Source organism: Planotetraspora thailandica (assembly GCF_016863335.1).
Classification (GTDB): domain Bacteria; phylum Actinomycetota; class Actinomycetes; order Streptosporangiales; family Streptosporangiaceae; genus Planotetraspora; species Planotetraspora thailandica.
The window spans coordinates 1-25,355 of record NZ_BOOR01000023.1; the positions used below are offsets into that span (position 1 = coordinate 1).

The 25,355-nt window shown below is 70.0% G+C and carries 27 protein-coding genes; 14 read left to right on the forward strand and 13 right to left on the reverse strand.

Annotation, left to right across the window (positions count from 1 at the left end; translation table 11 throughout):
- Positions 1–478 (reverse strand): hypothetical protein (locus Pth03_RS16610; protein ID WP_203945185.1); only part of this gene is annotated, 478 nt, incomplete at its 3' end.
- A 311-nt stretch (positions 479–789) separates the two neighbouring features.
- On the opposite strand from Pth03_RS16610, the gene Pth03_RS16615 reads away from it, so the two are divergent.
- The gene (locus tag Pth03_RS16615) at positions 790–3,177 is read left to right on the forward strand and encodes a poly(ethylene terephthalate) hydrolase family protein (RefSeq protein ID WP_203945186.1); all 2,388 of its coding nucleotides are present in this window, start codon (positions 790–792) and stop codon (positions 3,175–3,177) included.
- A gap of 24 nt (positions 3,178–3,201) precedes the next feature.
- Here Pth03_RS16615 and Pth03_RS16620 read toward each other — a convergent pair whose 3' ends face one another.
- Positions 3,202–4,818, reverse strand: coding sequence for an alkaline phosphatase D family protein (locus Pth03_RS16620; RefSeq protein WP_239119095.1), 1,617 nt, complete (start codon positions 4,816–4,818; stop codon positions 3,202–3,204).
- Between the two features lie 15 nt (positions 4,819–4,833).
- Entirely contained in the window at positions 4,834–5,319 is a 486-nt protein-coding gene (locus tag Pth03_RS16625; RefSeq protein ID WP_239119096.1) for a MarR family winged helix-turn-helix transcriptional regulator, read from the reverse strand.
- Between the two features lie 47 nt (positions 5,320–5,366).
- On the opposite strand from Pth03_RS16625, the gene Pth03_RS16630 reads away from it, so the two are divergent.
- From Pth03_RS16630 to Pth03_RS16640, 3 genes are all read left to right on the forward strand, one after another.
- Complete coding sequence (locus Pth03_RS16630; RefSeq protein WP_203945187.1) at positions 5,367–6,461, forward strand: substrate-binding domain-containing protein; 1,095 nt, start codon at positions 5,367–5,369, stop codon at positions 6,459–6,461.
- A gap of 106 nt (positions 6,462–6,567) precedes the next feature.
- Positions 6,568–7,998 (forward strand): APC family permease, encoded by a 1,431-nt coding sequence (locus Pth03_RS16635; RefSeq protein WP_203945188.1) that lies wholly within the window; start codon positions 6,568–6,570, stop codon positions 7,996–7,998.
- The gene (locus tag Pth03_RS16640) at positions 7,995–9,005 is read left to right on the forward strand and encodes an acetamidase/formamidase family protein (protein WP_203945189.1); all 1,011 of its coding nucleotides are present in this window, start codon (positions 7,995–7,997) and stop codon (positions 9,003–9,005) included. Before Pth03_RS16635 ends, Pth03_RS16640 begins: the two co-directional genes overlap by 4 nt.
- A gap of 5 nt (positions 9,006–9,010) precedes the next feature.
- On the opposite strand, the gene Pth03_RS16645 is transcribed toward Pth03_RS16640, so the two are convergent.
- Genes Pth03_RS16645 through Pth03_RS16660 form a run of 4 tightly spaced genes read right to left on the reverse strand, consistent with a single transcriptional unit; the run spans position 9,011 to position 11,721 of the window.
- Positions 9,011–9,907 carry a Gfo/Idh/MocA family protein gene (locus Pth03_RS16645; RefSeq protein WP_239119097.1) on the reverse strand — a complete coding sequence of 299 codons (897 nt, stop codon included), beginning with the start codon at positions 9,905–9,907 and terminating at the stop codon, positions 9,011–9,013.
- Positions 9,904–10,401, reverse strand: coding sequence for a tetratricopeptide repeat protein (locus tag Pth03_RS16650; protein ID WP_203945190.1), 498 nt, complete (start codon positions 10,399–10,401; stop codon positions 9,904–9,906). Before Pth03_RS16650 ends, Pth03_RS16645 begins: the two co-directional genes overlap by 4 nt.
- Positions 10,402–10,406: 5 nt before the next feature.
- Positions 10,407–11,363 (reverse strand): NAD-dependent epimerase/dehydratase family protein, encoded by a 957-nt coding sequence (locus Pth03_RS16655; protein ID WP_203945191.1) that lies wholly within the window; start codon positions 11,361–11,363, stop codon positions 10,407–10,409.
- Between the two features lie 10 nt (positions 11,364–11,373).
- A complete protein-coding gene (locus tag Pth03_RS16660) occupies positions 11,374–11,721 on the reverse strand; it encodes a YrdB family protein (RefSeq protein WP_203945192.1) in 348 nt (115 codons plus the stop codon).
- A 113-nt stretch (positions 11,722–11,834) separates the two neighbouring features.
- On the opposite strand from Pth03_RS16660, the gene Pth03_RS16665 reads away from it, so the two are divergent.
- Complete coding sequence (locus tag Pth03_RS16665) at positions 11,835–12,542, forward strand: TetR/AcrR family transcriptional regulator (protein WP_203945193.1); 708 nt, start codon at positions 11,835–11,837, stop codon at positions 12,540–12,542.
- Between the two features lie 464 nt (positions 12,543–13,006).
- On the opposite strand, the gene leuA is transcribed toward Pth03_RS16665, so the two are convergent.
- The gene (leuA, locus tag Pth03_RS16670) at positions 13,007–14,731 is read right to left on the reverse strand and encodes a 2-isopropylmalate synthase (protein WP_203945258.1); all 1,725 of its coding nucleotides are present in this window, start codon (positions 14,729–14,731) and stop codon (positions 13,007–13,009) included.
- Positions 14,732–15,035: 304 nt separating this feature from the next.
- Here leuA and Pth03_RS16675 point away from each other — a divergent pair, with 304 nt between their 5' ends.
- The 9 genes from Pth03_RS16675 to Pth03_RS16715 all read left to right on the forward strand — a co-directional run bounded on the left by Pth03_RS16675 (position 15,036) and on the right by Pth03_RS16715 (position 22,275).
- Positions 15,036–15,281, forward strand: a complete 246-nt coding sequence (locus Pth03_RS16675; RefSeq protein WP_203945194.1) for a DUF2630 family protein — start codon at positions 15,036–15,038, stop codon at positions 15,279–15,281.
- A gap of 54 nt (positions 15,282–15,335) precedes the next feature.
- Positions 15,336–16,319, forward strand: a complete 984-nt coding sequence (locus tag Pth03_RS16680; protein ID WP_203945195.1) for a GNAT family N-acetyltransferase — start codon at positions 15,336–15,338, stop codon at positions 16,317–16,319.
- A 443-nt stretch (positions 16,320–16,762) separates the two neighbouring features.
- Positions 16,763–17,065: an urease subunit gamma gene (locus tag Pth03_RS16685; protein WP_203945196.1), complete on the forward strand. Its 303-nt coding sequence runs from the start codon at positions 16,763–16,765 to the stop codon at positions 17,063–17,065.
- Positions 17,066–17,126: 61 nt separating this feature from the next.
- Positions 17,127–17,468 carry an urease subunit beta gene (locus tag Pth03_RS16690; protein ID WP_308442359.1) on the forward strand — a complete coding sequence of 114 codons (342 nt, stop codon included), beginning with the start codon at positions 17,127–17,129 and terminating at the stop codon, positions 17,466–17,468.
- Complete coding sequence (locus Pth03_RS16695; protein WP_203945197.1) at positions 17,461–19,185, forward strand: urease subunit alpha; 1,725 nt, start codon at positions 17,461–17,463, stop codon at positions 19,183–19,185. The genes Pth03_RS16690 and Pth03_RS16695 overlap by 8 nt, the downstream gene beginning before the upstream one ends.
- Positions 19,186–19,221: 36 nt before the next feature.
- Positions 19,222–20,088, forward strand: coding sequence for an urease accessory protein UreF (locus Pth03_RS16700; protein WP_239119098.1), 867 nt, complete (start codon positions 19,222–19,224; stop codon positions 20,086–20,088).
- Positions 20,089–20,217: 129 nt separating this feature from the next.
- Entirely contained in the window at positions 20,218–20,913 is a 696-nt protein-coding gene (gene ureG / locus Pth03_RS16705; RefSeq protein WP_203945198.1) for an urease accessory protein UreG, read from the forward strand.
- Between the two features lie 6 nt (positions 20,914–20,919).
- Positions 20,920–21,726: an urease accessory protein UreD gene (locus tag Pth03_RS16710; RefSeq protein ID WP_203945199.1), complete on the forward strand. Its 807-nt coding sequence runs from the start codon at positions 20,920–20,922 to the stop codon at positions 21,724–21,726.
- A gap of 69 nt (positions 21,727–21,795) precedes the next feature.
- Positions 21,796–22,275 carry a hypothetical protein gene (locus Pth03_RS16715; RefSeq protein ID WP_203945200.1) on the forward strand — a complete coding sequence of 160 codons (480 nt, stop codon included), beginning with the start codon at positions 21,796–21,798 and terminating at the stop codon, positions 22,273–22,275.
- Between the two features lie 213 nt (positions 22,276–22,488).
- Here Pth03_RS16715 and Pth03_RS16720 read toward each other — a convergent pair whose 3' ends face one another.
- Genes Pth03_RS16720 through Pth03_RS16740 form a run of 5 tightly spaced genes read right to left on the reverse strand, consistent with a single transcriptional unit; the run spans position 22,489 to position 25,121 of the window.
- On the reverse strand, positions 22,489–22,887 hold the full coding sequence (locus tag Pth03_RS16720; RefSeq protein WP_203945201.1) for a PIN domain-containing protein: 399 nt from the start codon (positions 22,885–22,887) through the stop codon (positions 22,489–22,491).
- A complete protein-coding gene (locus tag Pth03_RS16725) occupies positions 22,869–23,156 on the reverse strand; it encodes a type II toxin -antitoxin system TacA 1-like antitoxin (protein WP_203945202.1) in 288 nt (95 codons plus the stop codon). The genes Pth03_RS16720 and Pth03_RS16725 overlap by 19 nt, the downstream gene beginning before the upstream one ends.
- 60 nt (positions 23,157–23,216) lie before the next feature.
- Positions 23,217–24,131, reverse strand: coding sequence for a GTPase Era (gene era / locus Pth03_RS16730; RefSeq protein ID WP_203945203.1), 915 nt, complete (start codon positions 24,129–24,131; stop codon positions 23,217–23,219).
- Position 24,132: 1 nt separating this feature from the next.
- Entirely contained in the window at positions 24,133–24,468 is a 336-nt protein-coding gene (locus Pth03_RS16735; protein WP_203945204.1) for a cytidine deaminase-like protein, read from the reverse strand.
- A complete protein-coding gene (locus tag Pth03_RS16740) occupies positions 24,465–25,121 on the reverse strand; it encodes a hypothetical protein (protein ID WP_203945205.1) in 657 nt (218 codons plus the stop codon). The genes Pth03_RS16735 and Pth03_RS16740 overlap by 4 nt, the downstream gene beginning before the upstream one ends.
- Between the last annotated feature and the right edge of the window lie 234 nt (positions 25,122–25,355).

A 25,355-nucleotide genomic window follows, 5' to 3' on the forward strand; every position in this document is an offset into this window, starting at 1 on the left:
CGATCGCCGAGACCAACCGATCACGCGCGTAGATCAACTCCTGCGCCTCAGCCAAACACGCAGACGCCACCTCAGGCGGTTCGACCAAGGCCAGCGCGCTGGCGGCATCCACCAGCATCGCTACCAAATCGGTCGGCCCCTCTGTCGCGCTTTCTGTTCCGTTCTTCGGGCTGGGGGGCGGCTCGGGCGAAGCCTCTTGCGCGAGCTCGGCAGCGTCGTCGGCGGGCGGCTCGCCACAGCCCACGGAGGCGAGCCGTGCGGTGGTCTCAGACGGCACAAAGTCAGACGGCGCAGAAGACGTGGATGCGTTCTCCGCAAGTGTGGCTTCCCACCACGCTTTGATCCCCGACGGAGAGCTCAACGCCGAACTGCCGTCGGACGACCACGCCCGGGCTTGCTCCCGTACCTCCGCCCACCACTCAGCGCCACCGATCGGCTCACCCGAAGCAGGAGACGGACGCCTGCGCCGATCGGCCACGCCGCCTCCCCCCAAGAGCCCCGGATCGAAACTGTGTCTGAATAATCTCACACACAGTAACCGTTCGACCACAGATTTAGAACAGAATTTCTATCCGTTCGACGGCTCATAACGGCCACAAACCCGCATTCCGGCACATCCCGACATCACAACGCTGAGACCGGATGCCAAATAGATCGTTAACGACGGCGCAACACACCGAAACGTTCGCAGGCAATTAGGAGCTGATCTTATTCGGGCTGTAACGCACCAAACCCCAGCAAACGTCGGATCCATCGACCAGCTGGGGCATTGCACCCGAAGGGGAAGACATGCGCTTACACGCGCACGCCTGGAAGCGGACGGTCCTCGCCGTAGCGACCGCCACAACGATCTCCACCACCTTCTTCGCAGGAGCCACGGGAACAGCCCACGCCGACGACGGCCGCTGGACGGTCGAATCGGTGACCGGCGGCTACAAGGTCACTCTCCATCTCGACGAGCCGCTGCCGGTGCGCGACGCCGTACCGGAGCTCGCGGTCGACGGCATGTCACTCGGCCCGGCCCAGGAGTCGGCGGACGGCAGTACCTTGACGATCACCACAACCGACCCGAGCGCCGCGCGGCCGTCGTCCGTCGACGTCGCGTGGAACGGGGAGGTGCCGTCCGGCGACACGGGCGTCACCGCACGGACGCTCACGCCGTCTCCCCACGTCGCACACCCGAAAGGCCCGGCCGACCCCGCGACGCCGGGCCCCTACGCCGTGACGCACGCCGAATACGACCTCGGGGACACCGCGATCACCCTCGAAGGCCTGGGTGGGCGGCCGGCGGAGATCCGGGCCGCGGTCTACCTCCCCGACGGAGCACGGGGCAAGCGGCCGCTGGTCGTCTTCCTGCACGGCCGCCACTCGGCCTGCTACAACCCGACGACTCCGGCCACGTCGAACTCGCAGTGGCCGTGTCCGGCGGGCCAGATTCCGATCCCCAGCTACAAGGGATACGACGGCGCCGCCGACGCGCTCGCGAGCCACGGATACGTCGTCGTGTCAGTCAGCGCCAACGGCGTCAACGCGGCCGACAACCCCTTCAGCGACGACCGTGGAGCGCTCGCCCGGGGTGAGGTCGTCATGCGGCACCTCGACCTGCTGGCCGAGGCCGCCAAGGGCAAGGGCGACCCCACGATGGTCAGGCTCTTCAAGGGCCGCCTCGACATGGACGACATCGGCCTGATGGGGCACTCCCGCGGAGGCGAGGGCGTGGTGAAGGCCGCGCTGATGAACGCGGGGCGGGCCAAGCCGTACGGGATCAAGGCGGTGCTGCCGCTCGCGCCCACGGACTTCGCCCGGGCCACGCTGCCGGACATCCCGATGGCCGTGATCCTCCCCTACTGCGACGGAGACGTGTCCAACCAGCAGGGCCAGCACTTCTACGACGACTCCCTGTACGCCGACGCCGGCGACTCAGCCTTCCGCTCGTCGCTGATGGTCATGGGTGCCGACCACAACTTCTTCAACACCGAATGGACCCCGGGTGTGGCCGTGGCCCCCGCCTCGGACGACTGGAGCAACAGGAACGACCCGGTGTGCGGCCCGAGCGCCCCGGCACGGCTGACGGCCGCCGAGCAGTACGCGGTCGGCACGGCGTACATCGCCGGGTTCTTCCGTCTCGTGCAGGGTCATGAGAAGGCGTTCCTGCCGCTGTTCGACGGCAGCGGCGGCGCGGCGGCCTCCGCGGGCCGCGCCGTGGTGCACGCGGTGGCGCAGTCCCCCGCGCGTGACCGGCTGGACGTCGCCCCGTTCACCTCGCCTTCTTCGTCGGTGAGGGTTTCGGGTGCGGCGACCGCGACGGTGTGCGCGAGCATGCTCGACCGCTCGCCGCAGAGCGGCCTGCCGTCCTGCGCGGCCACGCTCACCACCTCGCAGGCGCCGTCGTGGACCCCCGCGACGTACGCGGGCAACGTCGCCGCGACGCCGGTGCTGCGGTTCTCCTGGACCGACTCCACCGGCCAGGTGCGGGTGGCGCTGCCCAAGTCGGACCGGAACGCTTCGAAGTACGACGCGCTGACCTTCCGCGCCGCGCTGGACGAGAACGTCAAGGCGGGCGCCGATCTCACGGTCGGTGTCGTCGACGGCCGCGGCCGGGTGAAGTCGGTCCTGGTGTCCAGCGTGAGCTCGGCGCTCACGCCGTTCCCCGGTACGGCGTCGCCGCTGCCGAAGACCTGGCTGCGCACGGTGCGCATCCCGACCAGGTCGCTCACCGGCGTGAACCTGCACGACATCCGCGAGATCCGTCTCACGGGCGCGGGCACGGCGGGCGGGGCCTACCTCGGCGACCTCACCTTCTCCACGTCGGCCGTGGGTGGGACCGATCTGCCCGACCTGCCGCAGGTCTCCGTGCAGGGCCTCACCGTTCCGGAGGGCGACGGGCCGGCCGCCGCGACGATGACGCTGACGTTGTCGCAGCGGAGCAAGGAGCCGGTGACGGTCAACGTGCAGTCGATCACCAGCGGCTCCTCACCGGTGATCGCCCAGTTGGCGACGCAGGTCGTCATCCCCGCGAAGAAGACCACGGCGACCTTCCAGGTGCCGCTCGCCGGCGACACGACACCGGCGCCGGCCGCGCAGTCCTACCAGGTGGTGGCGTCCGTGCCGACGAACGCGACGATCGGCGCCGGGTTCGCCCGGCTCGTCGTGACCGACGACGACCTGCTGCCCTGATCCCTGCCCGGGTACGGCAGGCCCTCAGGGCGCCAGCCGTACCCGGGCCATCTCCTCCAAGTCCGGCCGGGCCGTGTACCAGCGCACGAGGGCCGACCTGCCGTCCAGGTCGAGCGCGGCCAGCGCGTTCGGAAACCACGGCCCATCGGTGATCTTCCAGCGGAACCTGCGGCGGGGCAGCCGCGCCGTACCGGCCAGCAGCCCACCGGCCAGACCGGCGATCCCGAACGAGGCGACCACGTTGGCCAGCCGCAGCGTACGGCTCAGCGGGTTGCGGATCGGCGAGCACACCGCCTGGTAGATGCGGGCGGCGTCCAGGTGGGCCGAGGCGAGGTCGGCCGAGGCCGGCCCCGCAGCGGCGAGATACGAGTAGTGCACGTCACCCGACAGCAGCACGATCGTGGCCGGAGCCGAGCCGCGCCTGCCGGCCGCGACGTCGACGAGCAGGCGGCCGAAGTCGTCGAAGGAGCGGCGGAAGGCGCCCCAGTGCTCCAGGTCGAGCGCCTGCCGGACCCGTTCGCCCCATCCGGCCGCCCGCCGTCCCCATGCGCCGTCGGCCAGGGCCTCGTTCCAGCTCTCCACGTCGAAGATCCCGCTCGGCAGGAACACGGGCACCGACGAGCCGATGAGCAGGTGGTCGACGTCGCCCTTCGCCTGCTCGGTGAACCATGACCACTCCACGTCGTCGATCATCCGGCGGCGTCCGGGGTCGAGCGTGCGCGCGCAGCGTGTGTCCAGCATGACCAGGCGGGTGCGGCCGATGTCGCGGGCATAGCTCCACCGCGCCGACGGCGGGTCCGCGTCGGCCTGCTTCGCGAACGCGTCGAGCACCGCGGCGCCGTCCCCGTAACCGTCACCGTCACCGGCGGCCGCTTGGATCGCGGCGTACGTCGGGTCGGCCGCGCGTTCGGCGGGCGAGAGGTTTCCGAGGTGCTGGTAGACCCAGTACGCGCCGAGCGCGGAGACCACCCGGGACGGCCACCACGGCACCTCGGCCATCTGGGCACGCCAGGCGGCGGAGGTGTTCCAGTCGTCGCGCACGTCGTGGTCATCGAAGATCATCGCGGTGGGCACGGTGGACAGCACCCATCGGACCACCGGGTCGGTCCACGCCTGCCGGTACAGCTCGGCGTACTCCTCGAAGTCGACGATCTCGTCGGGCCCGTCCTGCCTGCGCGCGCGGATGAAGCCGAGCATCTCCTGCGACGGCTCGTCGGCGTAGACCTGGTCTCCGAGGAAGAGCAGCAGGTCGGGCGGCTCCTCCTCGCCCGCCATCAGGCGCAGGCCGTACTCACGCAGGACGTCGGGGCCGTGCACCTTCACGTGGGCGGCGTCGTGCGGCACGCTCGTACGGCACGAGCCGAACACGACCCTGCGGAGCCGCTCCAGCGGACGGATCCGGCTTTCGGGGAAGTCCTCGACGGGCCACACCTGCCGTCCGTCCAGCTCCACGGTGTAGGCGCCGGAGCCCTCGGCGTCGACGATCGCGTAGTGGTGGCCGTGCACGGTGAAGGTGCGCCCGCTCGTGCGCGTGCCGCCCACGTCGACCGTGACCTCGCACGGTTCGCTCGTCTCCACCCATATGGACGCGCTGCTCGCGTCGGCATGCCGGAGCATGGGTCCCACCAGCAAGTCGGGCACGTGACCTCCCTCAGGTCAGCCTTCGAGTTCGCGGACGAGCAGCTCGAGGTCCTGCATGAGCTGCTCGGTCCTGACCGTGCCGTACGACGCGAGGATCGCCCGGTGGTGCTCGGCGATGCCCGCCTCCAGCCGGCCGAGGAGGTCACTTCCCCGATCCGCGAGAAAAACCGCGACCTTTCTGCGGTCGGCCGGGTCGTGCCCGCGATAGACGACCGCCCGCTCGACGAGCCGGTCGACGGCCTTGGTGAGGGTGGGGTGCGGCATCAGCGCGGCCTCGGCGAGGTCGCCCATCGTGTGGCCGCGCCCGTCGGCGAGGGCCTGGAGGATGCGCCACTGCTCGACCGACACGTCTTCGGAGGCGAGCGCCGCGGCGAGGGCCCGGTTGACGCTGCGTTCCGCCCGGCTCAGCAGGTAGGCGAGGGACGAGCCGAGCCCTCCCCCGGATGTCCGCACGTCGGACCGCCGGGCGTCACGCCCGCTTCCGGGTACCGCCGTCACCACCGAAGGCTCCCTTCGTTTACGAGCGCGCAAGGGTCATACTCGTGCACGTGGCCGATCCTGTCACGGTGGTCATCGACCCCTTCGAAGCTCACCTGCTGCGGGCCGACACGCTCCGGGTGGCCCTGGTCGTGCCCGTCTCCGGCGTGCTCGGCCTGCTCGGTCCGTGCGCCATCAACTGCGCGATGCTGGCCGCGTCGCAGGTCAACGCGACCGGCGGCGTGCTGGGCAGGCAGGTCGAGCTGGTCCTGGTCGACGGCGGCAGGAGCCCGGGCGAGGTCGCCCGCGAGGTCTCCGGCCTGGTGCGCGCGGGAGCCGTACAGGCCGTGGCCGGGGTGCACGCCAGCGACGTGCGCATGGCCGTCGAGCGGGCGCTGGCGGGGCGCGCCCCGTTCGTGTACGCGCCGCCGTACGAGGGTGGGGCGCGCAACCCGGGGGTGTACTTCCTCGGCGAGCCCGCGTCCCTGCAGGTGGGGCCGGGCCTGGACTGGCTGGCCGAGCACAGGCGGGCCAGGCGGTGGTTCCTGCTCGGCAACGACTACGTCTGGCCGCGCCTGGTGCACGCCTCGGCGCGCATGCACCTTCGCACGCTGTCGGCCACGGTCGCCGGCGAGCGGCTCGTTCCCTTCGGCTCCGTCGCGATGGACGCGCTGGTGGAGGAACTCGCGGCCGTACGGCCCGACGCGGTGCTCCTCACCCTCATCGGGAGCGACCTGGTCGCGTTCAACCGGGCGTTCGCGGCGAGCGGTCTGCGCTGCGCGCGGCTGTGCGGGGCCCTGGAGGAGCACGGACTGCTGGCCGTCGGCGGGGACACGACCGGCGAGCTCTACGCCGCGATGGGCTATTTCGGCAGCATCACCACCGACGCCAACCTCGGCCTGGCCGAGCGGTACACAGGGATGTTCGGGCCGGACGCCCCGTCGCTCAACGGCCACGGCCACGGATGTTACGAGGCGGTGCTCATGCTGGCGGCCCTGGCCGGCCGCGCGGGCGCCCTGGCCGTACCCGCGATCGAGGCGGTCGCCGACGGCACCACGGTCACGACGGGCCGGGGACTGCTCACGCTGTCCGGCCGTAACGTCCGGCAGCGGGTCTACGTCGGGCGCGCGGACGGGCTCGACTTCTCCCTCGTCACCTCCGTCTAGGCATCGCCGGTTGTGACCGCCACGTAAAACTTTCAAACGAAACCTTTCCGGATTCAAGTGTTAGTTCTATCGTACGGCTCTGCACCCGCGTGTTAAGGAGCCGTCAATGTCCTCTCCCGCCGAGGCCTCCCCGTCGTCCGCACCACCGCCGACAGGCGGCTCCGGAGTCGAGCAGTTCGGTTACAAGCAGGAGTTGCGGCGCTCGCTGAGCTTCGCCGACCTGCTCATCTACGGCCTGATCTTCATGGTGCCGATCGCGCCGTTCGGCATCTTCGGCAGCGTCTTCCAGGCCTCCGGCGGCATGGTGGCGCTGGTCTACATCATCGGCATGGTGGCGATGGCGTTCACCGCGCTGTCGTACGCGGAGATGGCCAAGGCCTTCCCGATGGCGGGCTCCGTCTACACATACGCGGGACGCGGGATCGCCGCCCCGGTCGGCTTCCTCGCCGGTTGGGTCATCCTGCTCGACTACGTGCTCGTGCCGTCCCTGCTGTATCTCATCGCCAGCGCCGCCATGGCCTCGTTCGTGCCCGCCATCCCGATCTGGGGGTGGCTGATCGGCTTCATCGTGCTCAACACGGTGGTCAACTACCTCGGCATCGAGATGACCGCGCGCATGAACAGGATCATGCTGATCGCCGAGCTGATCGTGCTCGCGATCTTCCTGGTGATCGGCGCGGTCGCCCTGGCCCAGGGCAAGGGACACGGCGGCGCGTTCAGCCCGCTGTTCGACTCCTCGACGTTCTCATGGCCGCTGGTGTTCGGCGCGGTGTCGGTGGCGGTGCTCTCGTTCCTCGGCTTCGACGGCATCTCGATGCTCGCCGAGGAGACCCGCGAGAACACCCGCCGGCTCGGCCGCTCCATGGTCGCCGCCCTCGGCCTCGCGGGCGCGCTGTTCGTCGTCCAGACGTGGGTCGCGGCGCTGCTCGTGCCGAACCGCGCCGACCTGATCGCCAACGGCGACCCCGCCGGTTCGGCGTTCTACGACACCGCCGAGTACGCCGGAGGGCACTGGCTGAGCGTGCTCACCGCCGTCGCGACCGCCATCGCATGGGGCTTCGCCAACTCGCTGGTCGCCCAAGCGGCCACCTCCCGCCTGCTGTTCGCGATGGCCCGCGACAAGCAGCTTCCGAGCTTCCTTGGCAAGATCCACCCCACCCGCAAGGTGCCGGTCAACGCCACCCTCGTGGTGGCCGCGGTCTCCCTGGCCTTCGGCCTGTACATGAACTCGCGCTCCGACGGCATCTCCCTGCTCACCCAGCTGGTGAACTTCGGCGCGATGACCGCCTTCCTCGCGTTGCACGTCTCCGTCGTCGTCCACTACCTCGTACGGCACGGCAGCCGCGACTGGTGGCGCCACCTCATCGCGCCGGTCATCGGCTTCGCCATCCTGCTCTACGTCGTGATCAACGCCAACATCGCCGCCCAGATCCTCGGCTTCGCCTGGCTCGGCGTCGGCGTCGTCATCCTCGTCGGCTCCTACCTGATGGGCCGCCGCCCCACCCTGTCCGCGATCAACACGGAGGTCTCCGAGTGAACGTCTTCTCCTACCGGCCCGCCCCCGAAGACCTGTCGTACACCTTCGGCGGCAGGCCGGCCGTGGCGACGGTCACCCCGGGCACGGTGGTGGAGCTGTACACCGAGGACTGCTTCGGCGGCCGCGTGCAGGGCGTGGGCGACCTCCCGTCGAAGGTGTGCGAGTTCCCGTTCCTCAACCCGGTCACGGGGCCGTTCCACGTCGAGGGCGCCGAGCCGGGCGACACCCTCGCCCTGCACTTCGTCTCGATCGAACCGGCCAGGGACTGGGCGGTGTCGACCACGTTCCCGCACTTCGGGGCGCTGACCGCCACCCACACGACCGCCATGCTGCACCCGCCGCTCGACGAGGTCGTGTGGGTGTACGAGGTGGACGCGGAAAAGCGCGTCGTGCGTTACCACGCGCGCAGGGGCGACTTCACGGTGGAGATGCCGCTCGACCCGATGCACGGCACCGTGGGCGTGGCGCCGGCGGCGTCGGAGGCGCGGATGACGATCACGCCCGACGCGCACGGCGGAAACATGGACACCCCCGAACTGCGGGCCGGAACCACCGTCTACCTCGGCGTCAACGTGGAGGGCGGCCTGTTCGCCGTCGGCGACGGGCACTGCCGGCAGGGCCACGGCGAGGTCTGCGGCACCGCCGTCGAAGCTGCGATGAACACCGTCGTCGCGGTCGAGCTCATCAAGGGCGTCTCGACGCCGTGGCCGCGTCTGGAGAGCGACGACCACCTGATGTCGACGGGGTCGGCCCGCCCGCTCGAGGACGCCTACCGCATCAGCCAGCACGACCTCGTGACGTGGGCGGCCTCGCTCACCGGGCTCGACGAGCTGGATGCCTACCAGCTGGTCAGCCAGGGCGGCGAGGCTCCCGTGGGCAACGTGTGCGACACCAACTACACGATGGTCGCCAAGCTGCCCAAGGCCTACCTGGGCGGCCCAGAGGTCTACGAGTCGGCGCACGCCCGGCTGCGGAGCCTCGGCGAGGAGTACCTCTCCTCACGCTGACCCGATCAGGATTCGGCCGCCTGAGCCACGATCTCCTCGCACAGGACGTGGGTGTCCAGGGCATCGTGCGCGCTGATCAGGCGGCCGTCTCCCAGGGCGGTGAGGAACTCCCGGCAGGCCTGCTCGATGCCGCGCTGACGGGCCACCGGCACCCAGTCGCCTCTGCGGACGAACGTCTCCGCGCTTGAGTAGTCGACCACGTCGGCCAGATTGACGACGCGGCGTTTGCCGCCGCCGCCGATGACCTCGCAGGTCTCCTCGGCGGCGCCGGCGACCCTGCTCATGATTCCGATCGCCGTGTGGCCGGGACCGCTGAGACGAAGGACGACGTGTTCCAGGAGGCCGTCGCGCACACGCACGTCGATCGAGACGTCTGGCGCGTCGCCCGGGGCCAGGAACCGCAGCGTGTCCACGACATGGATGAAGTCGTCGAAGACGACCCTGCGCGGGTCGTACGGCAGCCCGGCGCGGTTCTTCTGCATGACCACGAGGTCACGCGGCAGGTCGCGCAGGGCCGCGTACGCGGGCGCGTACCTCCGGTTGAACCCGACCATGAGCGACAGGCCACGCTCGTCGGCCAGCCGTACCAGCGTCTCGGCGTCGCCCAGGTTGTCGGCGAGCGGCTTGTCCACATAGACGTGCACGCCGGCCCGAAGCAGCGCGGTCACGATGTCCACGTGCGCGACCGTGGCAGCGTGGACGAAGGCTGCCTCGGCGCCGGCCTCGATCACCTGGTCGACCGAGGTGAAACGCGCGGGCACGCGGTAGGTCTCCCCCACCCGCGCGAGCGTCTCCTCGTCCCGGGTGCACAGCAGGAGGTCGAGTCCAGGCGTCGCCGCGAGCACCGGCAGGTATGCCTTCTGGGCGATGTCGCCGAGCCCGATCATCGCCACCCGGGTCACGGGGCGGGCTCCACGAGCAGCCGGGCGTAGTTGGCCAGCGAACGCTGGTATCGGGGCAGGTGCGGGGCCAGCGCGCCGAGCGCGAGGGAGACCGCCTCCCGCTCGTGCCCGGTGTCCGCCAGAGCCAGCGCCAGGAAGGCGCGCACGGCGTCGTCGAGGTGATCTGAGCCGGCCTCCATCTCCGCCTTCAGCAGTGCGACGCTCTCGTGCACGCGGCCGAGGTTGCGCAGCGAGCTGGCCATCTGGATCACGGCGCGACGGCGGCGCTCGCCGGTGAGACCGAGGCCGAGAGCCTCCTCATACAGGGGCACCGCGAGGTCGGAGTGGCCGGTGGAGTCCAGGGCCGCCGCCCGTTCGAACACGGCCGCCGCGGACCCGGGCAGCTCGGCGGCCAGCTTCTCGACGAGTGCCAGGAATTCCTGCTCGGGCAGGCGGGCGATGGACGCCCACGCGTCGGCGACCCGGCGCTCCCAGTCCGCTTCACGTTCAGCCATGTGGGCTAGCTTGGCATAGTTTCGACCTTGTCCTCGCTTTCCCGCCACCAGGCGATGGTGGCCTTCAACGCGGTGTCCAACGGCGTGGGACTCAGGCCGAGAACGGCCTGCGAGGCCGACGAGTCGAGGATGAACGGCCGGTCGAACTGATACCTCGTCTCCCGCATCTCCCGGATCACCGGGTCGACCACCCCCGCCGCCCACAGCGCCCACACGGGGATCCGCCGCAGGCGCGGCGCGGGCGCTCCGGCGAGTACGGCCAGGCGTTCGGCGACCTCCCGCACGGTGAAGGCCGGGTTCGTCGGCACATGCCAGGCACGGCCCCACGCCTCCTCCCGGGCGGCCGCGGCCACCAGCGCGCCGGCGACGTCCGGCAGATAGGTGTAGCTGTGCGGGATGTCCGCGTCGCTGATCACCATCGCCGTCTTCCCCCCGAGCACCGGCCCGAGGAAGCGCGGCCCCAGGAACGACTGGTCGGAGGAGCGCGGGCCGAAGTAGTCGGACCCCCGTACCTCGACGACCCGGGCCCGGCCCTCCTGGTGGGCGGCCAGCGCCTGCCGCCACATCGCGGCCCGGACGCGGCCCTTCGTGCCGTTGGAGGCCAGGGGCAGGTCCTCGGTCATGGGCCCGTCGACGGGGCCGTAGCCGTACAGGTTGCCGAGGGTGACGAGGACGGCGCCGGTGGCCTCGGCGGCCGCGAGCAGGGACGCGGCCGCCGGCGGCCAGTCGCGAACCCACTGGTGGTATTTCGGGTTCATGCAGTTGTAGAGCGCGTCGGCTCCCCCGGCGATCCGGCGCATCTGCGCCGCGTCGGCGGCGTTCGCCGCCACGAGGCTGATGCCCGGCCGCCGGGGGCCGGAGCCCGAACGGGTGACGACGACCACCTCGTGGCCCCGCTCCGCCAGGAGCTCCGCGACCTGACCGCCGACCTGACCGGCCCCGACGATGACGTGCTTTCCCATGACTTCTCCTTCAGACCTGGTGCCAGACGAGCCGCAGAACGGCGTTGACGACGTAGAGGGCGGCGAAGACGGTCCCGGTGGTGACGAGGCCGGAGGCGACGAGTGCCGCGGCCCCTCCCCCGAACCAAAGGACCTCCAGCACGACGCGCGCGGCGCCCGTGAGCGGCACGGGCGGGTTGTTCGCGGCTCCGAAGACCGCCCACACCGCGATGAAGAGGGCAGGAGCTCCTAAGCCGGCCAGCAGCCGAAGGGCCACATGTTCGCTCACCGTGAAACCCCAGTAGCCGGCCGCGAACAGGACACCGAGTTCCAGAAAGAACATCAGCGCCGCATTCACGCCCTTCGCCATGGTCAACATCGCACTCTCCCTGTGTCCAGCGCTTCCTAGCGAGAGCAATGCTCTCTCTTTAGAGCAGTGAACGTCAAGAGCAGTGCTCTCGTTTTCTTCCACTGCTCTGATAGCCTGCGCACATGAACGCGAGCCGTACCGCACGGGAGCGAGTCAGGGCGGAGCTGATCCGGGAGATCACGGACATCGCACGGCGCCACCTGGCGACCGACGGAGCCGGCGGGCTGTCGCTTCGAGCGGTCGCGAGAGACATGGGGATGGTGTCGTCGGCGATCTACCGGTATTTCCCGAGCCGCGACGACCTGCTCACGGCATTGATCATCGATGGCTACAACGCGATCGGACAGGCCGTCGAAGACGCGGACGCGGCCTGGGCCGAGGACGACTTCACGGGACGATGGCTGGCCGTCTGCCATGCAGTACGGAACTGGGCCCTGGAGCATCCGCACGAATACGCCCTGCTGTACGGCTCGCCGGTACCGGGCTACCAGGCTCCTGCGGACACCATCGAGCCGGCCACACGGGACACCGCGGTGTTCGGGCGGATCGTCTCACAGGCGCATCGCGCGGGGCGGCTGTCCCCGCCCGGGATCTTCCCCGACCCGCCCGGGGTGTTGTCGGCGGACGCCGAGATGGTGCGTCAGATCATGCCGGACGTCCCCGACGACGTGGTGGCACGCTCGGTGGCCGCGTGGACCGGCCTGTACGGAATGGTCAGCTTCGAACTGTTCGGCCAGTTCAACAACGTGATCACGCATCGGGCCGAGCTCTTCGAGCACAACATGATCTGCCTGGCCGTCCTGATAGGCCTCCCCTCCGCCCCCGCATGATCACGCCCACCCCCTAGGCGTGATCACACACCCCCCTCCCCGCGTGATTGCACGCCCCCTCCGCGTGATCATGCAGAAGTTCGGGATCATACGCGCCGACCAGCCATCACCCAGTTCGTGATCATGCAGAAGTTCGACAGAACGCCGCCCTGCCTGCGGCAATACCATTCGTGATCATGCAGATCTTCGAGGAAATGCCTCGCCACCTGCGGTAACGTCATTCGTGATCATGCACAAGAGGGTGGCGTCCTCGATGGAACGCCACCCTCTCCACTTCGGCTTCACATACACCCCGGCCACCCTCGCGAAACTGCATGATCACGAAAGGTGTTCGCGCAGGTCAGCGGACCTCCACCCGAACTTCTGCATGATCACGGGCAATGTTTGCGCCGGTCAGGCCACATGTCTCCGAACTTCTGCATGATCACGCCCAAGTGGGTGATCACGCCCAAGACGTGGGGTGATCAGTGGTGGGCGCGGTTGGCGGCGGAGATGATGGCCTTGAGCGAGGCCGTCGTGGTGTTGGCGTCGATGCCCACACCCCACAGCACCTTGGCACCGTCCGGGGTCGTGACCTCGCACTCCAAGTAGGACGCCGCCTTCGCGTCGGCCCCGGCGCTCATGGCGTGCTCGGTGTAGTCGAGCACGCGCACGACCACGCCCACCCCCTCCAGCGCATTGCAGAAGGCCGAGATCGGGCCGTTGCCGACCCCCTCGATCTCGCGGATCTGGCCGTCGATCTTCACGTCGGCGCTGATCACGTCCTTGTCGTCGACCGTCGAGGAGTGCCGGTGGGCCAGCAGGCCGAGCCTGCCCCACGGCTTGCCGGGGTTCGGGAGGTACTCGTCGGTGAACGTCTCCCACATCGCGGCGGCCGTCACCTCGCCGCCCTCCGCGTCGGTCTGCGCCTGCACCACGCGGGAGAACTCGATCTGCAGGCGCCTCGGCAGGTCGAGGTGGTGGTCGCTCTTCATGATGTAGGCCACGCCGCCCTTGCCGGACTGGCTGTTGACCCTGATCACGGCCTCGTAGCTGCGGCCGATGTCCTTGGGGTCGATCGGCAGGTACGGCACAGCCCACGTGAAGTCGTCCACCGGCACTCCGGCGGCCTGCGCGTCCCGCTCCAGATGGTCGAAGCCCTTCTTGATGGCGTCCTGGTGGGAGCCGGAGAAGGCCGTGTAGACCAGTTCGCCGCCCCACGGGTGCCTCGGGTGGACGGGCAGCTGGTTGCAGTACTCCACGACGCGGCGGATCTCATCGATGTCGGAGATGTCGACCTCGGGGTCGATGCCCTGGGAGAAGAGGTTCATGCCCAGCGTGACGAGGCAGACGTTGCCGGTGCGCTCTCCGTTGCCGAACAGGCAGCCCTCGATGCGGTCGGCTCCGGCCATGTAGCCCAGTTCGGCGGCGGCGACGGCCGTGCCGCGGTCGTTGTGGGGGTGCAGGGACAGCACTACGGAGTCCCGATAGGCCAGGTGGCGGTTCATCCACTCGATCTGGTCGGCGTAGATGTTGGGCGTGGCCATCTCGACGGTCGCGGGCAGGTTGATGATCACCTTGCGGTCGGGGGTCGGCTGCCACACGTCGTTGACGGCGTTGCAGACCTCGACGGCGTATTCGAGCTCGGTGCCCGTGAACGACTCCGGCGAATATTCGAAGGAGATCTCGGTGCCGTCCATCTCGGCGGCCAGCTTCTTGCACAGCTTGGCGCCCTCCACCGCGATGGCGGTGATGCCCTCCTTGTCCTGGCCGAACACGACCCTGCGCTGGAGCGTGGACGTCGAGTTGTACAGGTGCACGATCGCCTGTTTAGCCCCCCGCAGCGACTCGAAGGTGCGCTCGATCAGCTCGGGCCTGGCCTGAGTCAGTACCTGGATGACGACGTCGGAGGGGATGCGGTCCTCTTCGATGATCTTCCGGATGAAGTCGAAGTCGGTCTGCGACGCGGCAGGGAAGCCGACCTCGATCTCCTTGTATCCCATCCGTACCAGCAGCTCGAACATCTTGAGCTTGCGGTGGGAGTCCATCGGGTCGATCAGCGCCTGGTTTCCGTCGCGCAGGTCGACGGCGCACCACCGGGGCGCCTTGGTGATGACCTTGTCCGGCCAGGTGCGGTCGGTCAGGCGGACCGGTTCGAACGGGGTGTAACGGTGGAACGGCATGGGGCTGGGCTGCTGCTGGGAATTCATCATGCTCCTCGTCGGGCACACGACGACGCGGGAAAAGGACCCGATCAGATGAAGGCGTCGCCGGTGAAGAAAGACCAGTGACGGCCGACGCGCGTGAGCCTCACCGCGACGAGGGAGCCGGCCTTTACAGGCCCTCGCCGCGGCGGATAAGAAGGAGGCCGCGCAGCATGCCTAGGAGGTTAGCAGACGGCCTCGATCCGGCGAGACACGGGCCCACATGCCGAGACGGCGCCCGCCCGGGCGGCCGGAACCACTCCCTGCCCTCGCACGCTAGTGTGACTCAGGACAAAAAGGGGGTTGCGCCATGAAGGACAACGAGATCCTCGATCAGATCGGCGAGCTCATCGACGAGGAGCACACCCTGCGCCGCCGTCTCACGGCCGGTGAGGTGAACACCGACGAGGAGCACGCGAGGATCCGCCATCTCGAGGAGTCGCTCGACCGCTGCTGGGACCTGCTGCGCCAGCGCCGGGCCCGTCGCGGCGCGGGCGAGGACCCGGACGACGCCGCCGCCCGCCCCGTCAGCGAAGTAGAGGGCTACCTCCAGTAGCGGCGGCGGAAAACCGCTCGCGTCCCCGACCGGCGGTGCGGTTGTCTTGGCCGTATGCGGATCGAGCGCCTCGACTTCTCGTCGTCAGGCGACGGGATGCCCGGCCTGTACGCGGCCCATCGGGCCGGCCGGACGCAGGGTCCGGGCATTTCCCTACGCCATTTCCGGGTGTCGGTCGAGCGCGGCTGGTCTGCGGGGCGCTGCGAGGCCTGGGTCGCCCGTGACGCCGGGCAGGTCGCCGGCGGATACGCCCTCCACTGTCCGGACGCGGACAACACCCATGTGGCGTTGATCCGGACCTTGGCCGTCCTTCCCGGCCATCGGCGCCGCGGGATCGGCAGCGCCCTGCTGGAGCACGCGGTCGGCAGGGCCCGATCCGAGGGGCGGCGGGTGATGATCGGCGAGGCGGTCACCGGCGGCCCCGGCGCGTCGTTCGCCGCGGCCCGCGGATTCTCCGGTGCCGCCGAGGAGGCCCGGAGGGTTCTCGACCTGCGTACGGCCGACTGGCCGGGCTTGGAACTCATGCGCGACTCCGCCGCCCGCCACGGACGGGGCTATTCACTGGAACGCTGGGCCGGGCCGATCGCCGACCACCACCTGGACGACATGGCCGCCCTCCTGAACGGAATGAACGACGAGCCGCGGGGCGATCTCGACATCGAGGACCGGCGCTGGAACGCCGCCCAGGTCCGCACGGTCGACGAGACGACGAGCGAGGCGGGCCTGTTCGTCTACACCATGATCGCCCGGCACAATGCCACCGGCGACCCCGCAGGGTTCACCCGGATCGGCGTCGACGCCGGCGAGCGGGACGGCTGGGCCAGTCAGCTCGACACCTGCGTGCTGCGCCCTCACCGGGGTCGGCGGCTCGGCCTGACGCTCAAGCTCGCCAACCTCGCCTGGTTCCGCGCGTGTGAGCCGGACATCGTACGGCTGGCGACGTGGAACTCCACATCGAACCGGCACATGCTGGACATCAACGAGGCGATGGGCTTCACGGTGCTCGACATCTGGAACCGGTGGCAGCTGCACGTGTGACCGCAGGCAGGCCGCCCAGACGGTGAGGAAGCGAGCCGGCCATGCGCAGGGCCAGGTCCACAGGGCTCTTGTCGAGTGAGTCCCGGCGAGGCCAGAGGCGTTCAGGCGTTCGATCGCTTCCTCTCTTCGACGATAACTCCTGCGACGCCCTCTGCGACCCCGGGGGTCCCCCGCGAGCTCACCGAAATCCGCGTCCAAGCGCCCCGACGATTTCGCCGGCCGTTCTGCGGAAACATAACGAGAACCGGCTCCCTTCGCCCGGTTCCATGAAGGCGGAATTACGCATTTGCCCCGGCTGGCACGGCCGTCAGGGTGATAGCGTGTGATTTCGCGAAAACGTCTGAATGGTTAACAAACCATTAGCGCAGCCCGCCTCCGATCTCGATACACGCATGAAATGCGCGGGTAACGCGAGGGAAACCGCGATTACCTATCGTCCCGCCATGCGGCTCACTCCACATGAACAGGAACGCCTCCTCATTCACGTCGCCGCGGGCGTGGCGCGCGACCGCAAGGACCGGGGTCTGCGGCTCAATCATCCCGAGGCGACCGCGATCATCGCATCGTTCCTCCTGGAGGGAGCACGCGACGGCAGGAGCGTGGCCGACCTCATGGACGCCGGCCGCAAGGTGCTCCGCCGCGAAGACGTCATGGAGGGCGTGCCCGAGATGCTCGACTCGGTGCAGATCGAGGCCACCTTCCCCGACGGGACCAAGCTCGTCACCGTCCACAACCCGATCACATGAGCGCCGTACGGAGTCGCATGCCGCGCAGCGACAGAACGCACGAGACACGAGGGGCGGCCGGATGAGCGACTTGAGCGAGATGGTGCCGGGCCAGATCGTGCCCGGGGGGACGCCCGTCCCGCTGAACCCCGGCAGGAAGAGGATCACGGTGCGCGTGGTCAACACGGCCGACCGCCCGATCCAGGTCGGCTCCCACTATCACTTCGCCGCCGCCAATCCGGGCCTGGAGTTCGACCGGCGTGCGGCCTGGGGCACCCGGCTGGACGTGCCCGCCGGCACCGCGATCAGGTTCGAGCCCGGCGTCGAGCGCGACGTGACGCTCGTGCCCATCGCGGGCAACCGCATCGTGCCCGGCCTGCGCCCCGAGTGGGCGGGCCCGCTGGACGGCGGCGCCCGTGCCTAGCATCGAACGCTCCCGCTACGCGGCCCTGTACGGCCCGACCACCGGCGACAGGGTGAGACTGGCCGACACCGACCTTTTCATCGAGGTCACCGAGGACCTGTCGATGGGCCCTTCGGGAGCGGGCGACGAGGCGGTGTTCGGTGGCGGCAAGGTCATCCGCGAGTCGATGGGCCAGGCGCGCACGACCCGCGCCGAGGGCTCCCCCGACCTCGTCATCACCGGCGCGGTGATCCTCGACCACTGGGGTGTCGTCAAGGCCGACATCGGCGTGCGCGACGGGCGCATCGTGGCCATCGGCAAGGCGGGCAACCCCGACACCATGGACGGCGTGCACCCCGACCTGGTCATCGGCCCCTCCACCGAGATCCTGGCGGGCAACGGGAAGATCGTCACGGCGGGGGCCGTGGACTCCCACGTGCATCTCATCGCCCCGCAGATCCTCGACGAGGCGCTCGCCTCCGGCGTGACCACGATCATCGGCGGCGGCACAGGTCCCGCCGAGGGCACCAAGGCGACCACGGTCACGGGCACGTGGTACCTCGCCAGGATGCTGGAGTCGCTCGACTCCTACCCGGTCAACGTGGCGCTGCTCGGCAAGGGCAACACGGTCAGCACCGAGGGCCTGCTGGAGCAACTACGCGCGGGCGCGTCCGGCTTCAAGCTGCACGAGGACTGGGGCACCACCCCGGCGGCGATCGACGCCTGCCTGAGTGTGTGCGACGCCACCGGCGTGCAGGTGGCCGTCCACACCGACACCCTCAACGAGGCGGGTTTCGTCGAGTCGACGCTGAGCGCCGTCGCGGGCCGGGCCATCCACGCCTACCACACCGAAGGCGCCGGAGGAGGCCACGCGCCGGACATCATCAAGGTCGCCTCGCATGCCAACGTGCTGCCGTCGTCGACCAACCCGACCCGGCCGCACACGGTCAACACCCACCACGAGCATCTCGACATGCTCATGGTCTGCCACCATCTCAACCCGGCGATCCCGGAGGACCTCGCGTTCGCCGAGTCGCGGATCAGGCCCACCACGATGGCGGCCGAGGACGTGCTGCACGACATCGGCGCGATCTCGATGATCGGATCCGACTCGCAGGCCATGGGCCGCGTCGGCGAGACGATCATCCGCACCTGGCAGACCGCGCACGTCATGAAGGCCCGGAGGGGCGCTCTCGGCGGAGAGCCCGGCAACCCGGCCGACAACCTTCGCGCCCGCCGCTACATCGCGAAATATACGATCAATCCGGCCATCGCCCACGGGCTCGACGCCGAAATCGGCTCGGTGGAGGTCGGCAAGCTGGCCGACCTCGTGCTCTGGAGCCCCGCCTTCTTCGGCGTGAAGCCTGACCTGGTCGTCAAGGGCGGGGTGATCGCCTACGCCCAAATGGGCGACGCCAACGCGTCCATCCCGACCCCGCAGCCGGTGCTCCCCCGGCCGATGTTCGGCGCCGCGCCGGCCACGGCCGCCGCCACGTCGCTGCACTTCGTGGCCCCGCTCGCCATAGAGGACGGCCTGGCCGAGCGCCTCGCCGTACGGCGCCGCCTGGTGCCGGTGGCCGACGTGCGCAGCCGCAGGAAGGACGCGATGCCGCTCAACGACGCACTGCCGTCGATCGAGGTGGACCCCGACACGTTCACCGTCCGCGTCGACGGCGAGCTGATCGAACCCGCACCGGCAGAACGGCTGCCGATGGCCCAGCGCTACTTCCTCTTCTGAGCCTTCTGGACCGCGAGCCGGAAAGGGAAATCGGGGATGCAGAACGATAGAAGAAAGGGCGGCATGCGCGGCAGCCCCGACGCCGCGCTGCTGTTGCTGGCCGACTCCCGGCTGCCCGCGGGCGGTCACGCCCATTCCGGCGGCGCCGAAGAGGCGGTCCGGCTGGGCACGATCACCGGCCCGGAGGATCTGGCGCGGTTCCTCCGGGGCCGGCTCGCCACGGCCGGCCTGGTCAGCGCTGCGCTGGCCGCCGCCGCCTGCGAGCTCGCCTCAGCGGGCCATGACGAGCAGGCCGCAGCCCACGACGAGCAGACGGGCGGGCGCGACGGGCAGAGCGATGATCCGGCGGGACGCTGGCGGCAACTCGACGCCGAGGCCGACGCACGAACCGCATCCCCCGCCCAGCGTGAGGCGAGCCGCGTGCAGGGCCGCCTGCTCATCCGCTCGGCCCGCAGGATCTGGCCCTCCCCCGTGCTCGACCTGCTGGCGAAAGCCGTACCGAACGGCGTGCATCACCCGATCGCCCTCGGCGCGGCGGCGGCCTCGGCGGGTTGCGACCCCTATCAGTCGGCCCTGGCGGCGGCCTACAACGCGGTGACCGGACCGGCGACGGCCGCCGTGCGACTGCTCGGGCTCGACCCCGTGACCGTGCACCGGCTTCTCGCCGACCTGGCCCCCGCGCTCAACGACGCCGCCCACGCCGCCTGCGCCTCGCTCATCGACGACGTCGTGATGGAGCCGGGCGCGGCCGACCCCTTCGGCCCGTACGGCACGGCGAACGGCGACGCGAAAGGGAGCACGCGCGGACCGGGATGGCCGGCGCTGCCCGGTCACGCGGCGCCCGCGCTCGACCTGCTCGCGGAAGGCCATCACTCCAACACGATGAAGCTCTTCGTCTCCTGACCGAGACGCCGGAACACGACACACCAGACACCAGATCGGGAGGCCTGCGCACCCCCAGGCGCACGACCGCGCGACGGCATCCACACGGCATCCAGCCCCACTGGATCGAGCAGAAGGACGGGTCCACACATGGGCGCTAACCACGACGACCACCACGACGCGGCCGATCCACACGGGCGCGCACTGCGGCTCGGCATCGGCGGCCCCGTAGGCAGCGGCAAGACGGCCCTGGTGGCGGCCCTGTGCCGCAGCCTCGGCCCGTCGATGCGGCTGGGGGTGGTGACCAACGACATCTACACCACGGAGGACGCGGAGTTCCTGCGCCGGGCAGGCGTGCTCGATCCCGAGCGCATCCTGGCCGTGCAGACCGGCTGCTGCCCGCACACCGCCATCCGCGACGACATCGCGGCCAACATCGACGCCGTGGAAACCCTCGAAGAGCGGTTCGGGCCGCTCGACCTCGTGATCGTCGAAAGCGGCGGCGACAACCTGACCGCGACCTTCAGCCGGGGCCTGGCCGACCGGCAGATCTTCGTGCTCGACGTGTCGGGCGGCGACAAGGTGCCGCGCAAGGGCGGCCCGGGCGTGACGACGGCCGACCTGCTCGTGATCAACAAGACCGACCTCGCTCCGCTGGTCGGAGCCGACCTGACCGTGATGTCCCGTGACGCGGCAGCCGTACGGGAGGGCAGGCCGGTGCTGTTCACCTCGATCAGGGAGGACCGCAGCGCCCATTCGGTGGCCGAATGGGTGACCAGCCTGGTCGGCTCGTGGCACCACCAGAACGACCACACGCACGACCACAGCGCCCCCACGAACGCCTGAGCGGACATGACCACACCGCTCCTGAGCCCGGCGCCGCCGTCCCCCGCAGAGCGCGCGGCGGCGGTGACGGCCCGGGCGGTCATCGCGACGCGGGCCTCCGGCGGCCACACCCGGCTGGAGACCCTGCGCTCCGAGCCGCCGCTGACAGTGCGGCAGACCGGCCCCGGGCTGGTGCATCTGGTCTCGACGGGAGCGGGCCCCCTCGGCGGCGACCGGCTGACGCTCGTGATCGACGTCGCTCCCGGCACCGCCCTGGAGGTCCGCTCGGTCGCCTCGACGCTCGTGCTGCCGGGGCCCTCCCCCGCCGACTCCCTCATGATGATCGACGCGCACGTGGGCGCGGGGGCCTCGCTGCGATTCACGCCGGAGCCGACCGTGCTCGCGGCCGGCTGCTCCCACCGCATGGCCGTACGGCTCTCGCTCGCCGAGGACGCCACGGTGTTCTGGCGGGAGGAGATCGTCTTCGGGCGGCACGGCGAGCGACCCGGCCGCTGCCGGGCCCGGTTCGACGCGACGGTCGCCGGACGGCCGCTGCTCCGTCAGGAGCTCGTCGTCGGCCACCCGGAGGTCGAGGGCAGCCCTGCCGTGTACGGCGACGCCCGCTGCGTCGGCTCCACTCTCGTAGCGGGGCCCGCCTGGGACGCCGCACACGATTCGAAGCGGGAACGCCGGGCCACGATCGGGGCCGGCTGGGCCGCGTTGCCCCTCGCCGGGCCGGGTGTGCTCGCCTCAGCCCTCGCGCAGGACACCGTCGAACTGCGCGCCCGGCTCGGACGGGCCGAACAGGCGGCAGCCGTGCCGCCGGAGCGATGAGCGGACCGGCGTGAGCCGAGGGGACTCCGCGGTACCCCCGGCGCACCGGCGCGCCGTAGCCTGGTGATCGTGTCTGATCTCACCCCGCCCCCCGACGGAGTGCCCGACCGGAGCGTCCCCAGCCTGTTGCTCGCCGCCGGCGTGACCGTCGTCGGCCTGATCCTGTCCATCACGGCGCTGCTCCCATGGGCTGGGGTCACGGCTCAGTTCGGCGTGCTGGACACCGAGCTCAGCCACGTGGTGCGCGGCGTGGACGACGTCCCGGGCTGGCTGGTCATGGTGGCGGGCGTGGTCGCGATGCTGCTCGGCGTGCTCGGCATCGCGCGCAGCTGGCTGTTCACCGGGTTCGCCATCCTGCCCGGCGCGGTCGCGGCCTTCGCGATGGCGATGTTCCTCATGGATCCTCAGGGTCTCGCCGACCAGCTGAACTTCCGGGTGGCCGGGCTGATCGACGTGCACCCCACCATCGAGTACGGCTGGTTCGCGGGCCTGGCGTCGTCGATCGTCATGGCCGTCCTGGCCGCCGCCTCGCTCATCCGCCGCCGCTGATGCGGCGTATCTGAAAGAACGTGAGGCGAAGGAGAGCGTCTAATGACGTTCGAAATCCACGCGCATTTCATCCAATACCGATAGCCACGGTTCCGTCCCATGGAGAGCCCTGACCGCCTGCTCCACTAGTGCGGGCGAATACGACTTCCATGACTTGAGCCGGGCCGCCTCTTCATCCGACAGGCGCCTGCCGATGCTTCCATCTATATGCGGTCAGACCTCGAAGAGCGAAAGCTTCATGCCGATGGAGTCGGCCAGATGCCTCAGGTCGTCGGCGTCGCTGGTGATCACCGCGGCCTGATGCTGGACGGCAGTGACAACGACGATCGCATCCACGATGTCGGCGGTCCCCGAAGCCCCGCAGGCGACTCCGGCCGCGCGGCCGATGCGCTCGTCGTCAGCCACGATGTCGCAGCCCTTGAGAATGCGGGAGACCCGGTGTTGAGGGCCACCCCGCCACGCCTGGGCGAGAACCACCACCGGCACGACCGGGCGCACGCGAGCCGCGCTCAGTTCGTCATGCAGGGCGAGGAAATCCGGACTACCACGATCGGCAGCCAGCAATGCCCCCGTGTCGTAAACGACCGTACGCACTAGCCCGCCGCTCGCCATGAGTCGTCGTCGAGCAGCCCGGCCTCCATCATGAACTCGCGGGCACGGCGCCGGGACTCCTTGGGCAGCTCACCATGCTCGCTCTCATATTCGGCCACCAACTCCTGAGCGGCGGCCCTACCCTGCGTATTCAGGGCAGCGACACGCGCCTTCTCCACAGCGGCTTCGGCCACCCACGTGGACACCGCCTTGCCCTCTTCGGCAGCCGCCGCCTTGATGATCTCCTCGACCTCGGGCGGGACCGAGATCGACAACTTCCGCACGGTCATGGTCTGACCGTAGCACGTGGTAGGAAGCTCTTCCTACCACGTGGCGAACCATCGTCACTGTCAGTCGTAGAAGCCGAGGCGGCGCAGCTGCTTGGGGTCCCGCTGCCACTCCTTGGCGACCTTGATGCGCAGGTCAAGGTAGACGCGGGTGCCGAGCAGCGCCTCGATCTGCTGACGGGCGCGGGAGCCCACGTCCTTCAGCCGCGCGCCACCGGGCCCGATGACGATCGCCTTCTGCGACGGCCGCTCGACGTACATGAACGCGTAGATGTCCAGGAGGTCGTCGCGGCCTTCCCTGGGCCCCATCTCCTCGACCACGACCGCGATGGAGTGCGGCAGTTCGTCACGCACGCCCTCCAGCGCCGCCTCCCTGATCAGCTCGGCGACCAGCATCTGCTCGGGCTCGTCGGTCAGCTCGCCTCCGGCGTACAGGGGCGGCGACTCGGGCAGGCGGGCGATCAGCTGGTCGGCGAGCACGTCGAGCTGCTCCCCGCTCTCCGCGGACACCGGCACGATCTCGGCGAAGTCGGCCAGCTCGGCGACCGCGAGCAGTTGGCGGGCGATCTGCTCGCGTGAGGCGAGGTCGCACTTGGTGACGACCGCGACCACCGGGGTCTTCTTCACGGCGGCGAGCTTCTCGGTGATGAACTTGTCGCCCTTGCCGATCGGCTCGTTGGCGGGCACGCAGAAGCCGATCACGTCGACCTCGGTCAGCGTGGACAGCACCAGGCTGTCCAGCCGTTCGCCGAGGAGCGTGCGGGGCCGGTGGAAGCCGGGGGTGTCCACGATCACGAGCTGGGCCTGCGGCCGGTGCACGATGCCGCGGATGGCTCGCCGGGTGGTCTGCGGCTTGGACGAGGTGATGGCCACCTTGGTCCCGACCAGGGCGTTCATGAGGGTGGACTTGCCGACGTTCGGCCTGCCGACGAAGCAGGCGAATCCAGCGTGGAAGTCGGCGGAGGGCTCGGAGCTCACGTCAGATGTACCGGCCCTTCAGCATGCCGTCCGGGCCCGCGACGAAGAGCGTTCCGTTTCCGAGGTCCTCGATGGCGGCGACGTCCTGCGCGGCGGGGTCGTCCGCCTCGGTGACGAGCGCCGCCGCCTCCACGGCCTTCGCCCCGCTCGACACCGCCATGGCCACCGCGACCTGGATCGCCGTCAGCTGCAGCGAAGGCAGGTCGACGCCGCTCGCGGCATAGGTGCGCCCGGTCTCGTCACGTACGGCGGCCCCTTCGGGGGATCCGTTACGGGCGCGGGCCGAACGGGCCAGCGTGATGATCTTTTGGTCCTCGGGGTCAAGCGTGTCTGTCACGAGTCAAGGCTACCGACCTCACGGACCAGCGATCGGGCCAGTTCCTCGGTGCGGCCGGCATCGGGCGGGGTCAGCCCCGCGTGGACCAGCGCGATGACCGTGTGGCCGACTCCCGCGACAACCAGATGCATCTCGTACGGGTATCCGCCGACGCGTCCGGTCAGCCGGCGGGCCTCGACGTCGGCGCCGACGTCGCCCAGCGCCAGCTCGGTCGCGACAAGGCGGTCGTTCCCGCCCATGGCGCCGCTGCGGGCGGTGCCGCATCCCTCCATGGCGTCGCGAAGCTCGCCGAGACGCTCGCTCGCCCCGCCGCCGCCGGTGTAGACGGCCAGTCCCACGCCGGCCAGCTCGCCGATGTGGTCGCCTTCGAAGGTGGCCGTGGCCGTGCCGCCGAGTCCGTCCCTGGGCGGGCTTCCGGCCGCCGCGTCGAACAGGATGCGGCACGCCTTCTTCCGTGGCGAGAACGGGGGCCGCCAGCTCTCGCGCGCCCGGGCCGAGAACCCCTCCGGCAGGCCGTCCAGGGTGGCGAGGGCGGTGCGCAGGCGGGCCGCCTCCGCCGAGGACTCCGCGCGGGTGTAGGTCCTGCCCTCCACGCCGCAGGCGCCGGCCACCACGATGAGACCGCACATGACGACCACCTGGATGATGCGCATATCCGTCGTCTCCTCCGCCGCCCTGTTCCTTCCCAGGTACGGAAAACGGCAATCACTAAGAGTGACGAACGGAACACGACGAACTAATGGGGCGCTCTCACCCTTCCGGCCAGGCGAGAGGCCCCACGACCCCCGAGGGGGGTGCCGGTGCGCCGCGAACCCCTTCCGGCGCCCCGGGCTCCCCCCAAAGGCGTCCCGAACCCCTCCCGGACGCCTGGTACGACTCTCGCCTAT

Bases quoted from the DNA above. Each gene is read 5' to 3' on its own strand.
- Pth03_RS16615 (WP_203945186.1), top strand. From the start codon at position 790: ATGCGCTTACACGCGCACGCCTGGAAGCGGACGGTCCTCGCCGTAGCG.
- Pth03_RS16635 (WP_203945188.1), top strand. From the start codon at position 6,568: ATGTCCTCTCCCGCCGAGGCCTCCCCGTCGTCCGCACCACCGCCGACA.
- Pth03_RS16650 (WP_203945190.1), bottom strand. From the start codon at position 10,401: ATGGCTGAACGTGAAGCGGACTGGGAGCGCCGGGTCGCCGACGCGTGG.
- Pth03_RS16655 (WP_203945191.1), bottom strand. From the start codon at position 11,363: ATGGGAAAGCACGTCATCGTCGGGGCCGGTCAGGTCGGCGGTCAGGTC.
- Pth03_RS16660 (WP_203945192.1), bottom strand. From the start codon at position 11,721: ATGTTGACCATGGCGAAGGGCGTGAATGCGGCGCTGATGTTCTTTCTG.
- Pth03_RS16665 (WP_203945193.1), top strand. From the start codon at position 11,835: ATGAACGCGAGCCGTACCGCACGGGAGCGAGTCAGGGCGGAGCTGATC.
- leuA (WP_203945258.1), bottom strand. From the start codon at position 14,731: ATGAATTCCCAGCAGCAGCCCAGCCCCATGCCGTTCCACCGTTACACC.
- Pth03_RS16675 (WP_203945194.1), top strand. From the start codon at position 15,036: ATGAAGGACAACGAGATCCTCGATCAGATCGGCGAGCTCATCGACGAG.
- Pth03_RS16680 (WP_203945195.1), top strand. From the start codon at position 15,336: ATGCGGATCGAGCGCCTCGACTTCTCGTCGTCAGGCGACGGGATGCCC.
- Pth03_RS16685 (WP_203945196.1), top strand. From the start codon at position 16,763: ATGCGGCTCACTCCACATGAACAGGAACGCCTCCTCATTCACGTCGCC.
- Pth03_RS16690 (WP_308442359.1), top strand. From the start codon at position 17,127: ATGAGCGACTTGAGCGAGATGGTGCCGGGCCAGATCGTGCCCGGGGGG.
- Pth03_RS16700 (WP_239119098.1), top strand. From the start codon at position 19,222: ATGCAGAACGATAGAAGAAAGGGCGGCATGCGCGGCAGCCCCGACGCC.
- ureG (WP_203945198.1), top strand. From the start codon at position 20,218: ATGGGCGCTAACCACGACGACCACCACGACGCGGCCGATCCACACGGG.
- Pth03_RS16710 (WP_203945199.1), top strand. From the start codon at position 20,920: ATGACCACACCGCTCCTGAGCCCGGCGCCGCCGTCCCCCGCAGAGCGC.
- Pth03_RS16720 (WP_203945201.1), bottom strand. From the start codon at position 22,887: ATGGCGAGCGGCGGGCTAGTGCGTACGGTCGTTTACGACACGGGGGCA.
- Pth03_RS16725 (WP_203945202.1), bottom strand. From the start codon at position 23,156: ATGACCGTGCGGAAGTTGTCGATCTCGGTCCCGCCCGAGGTCGAGGAG.
- Pth03_RS16740 (WP_203945205.1), bottom strand. From the start codon at position 25,121: ATGCGCATCATCCAGGTGGTCGTCATGTGCGGTCTCATCGTGGTGGCC.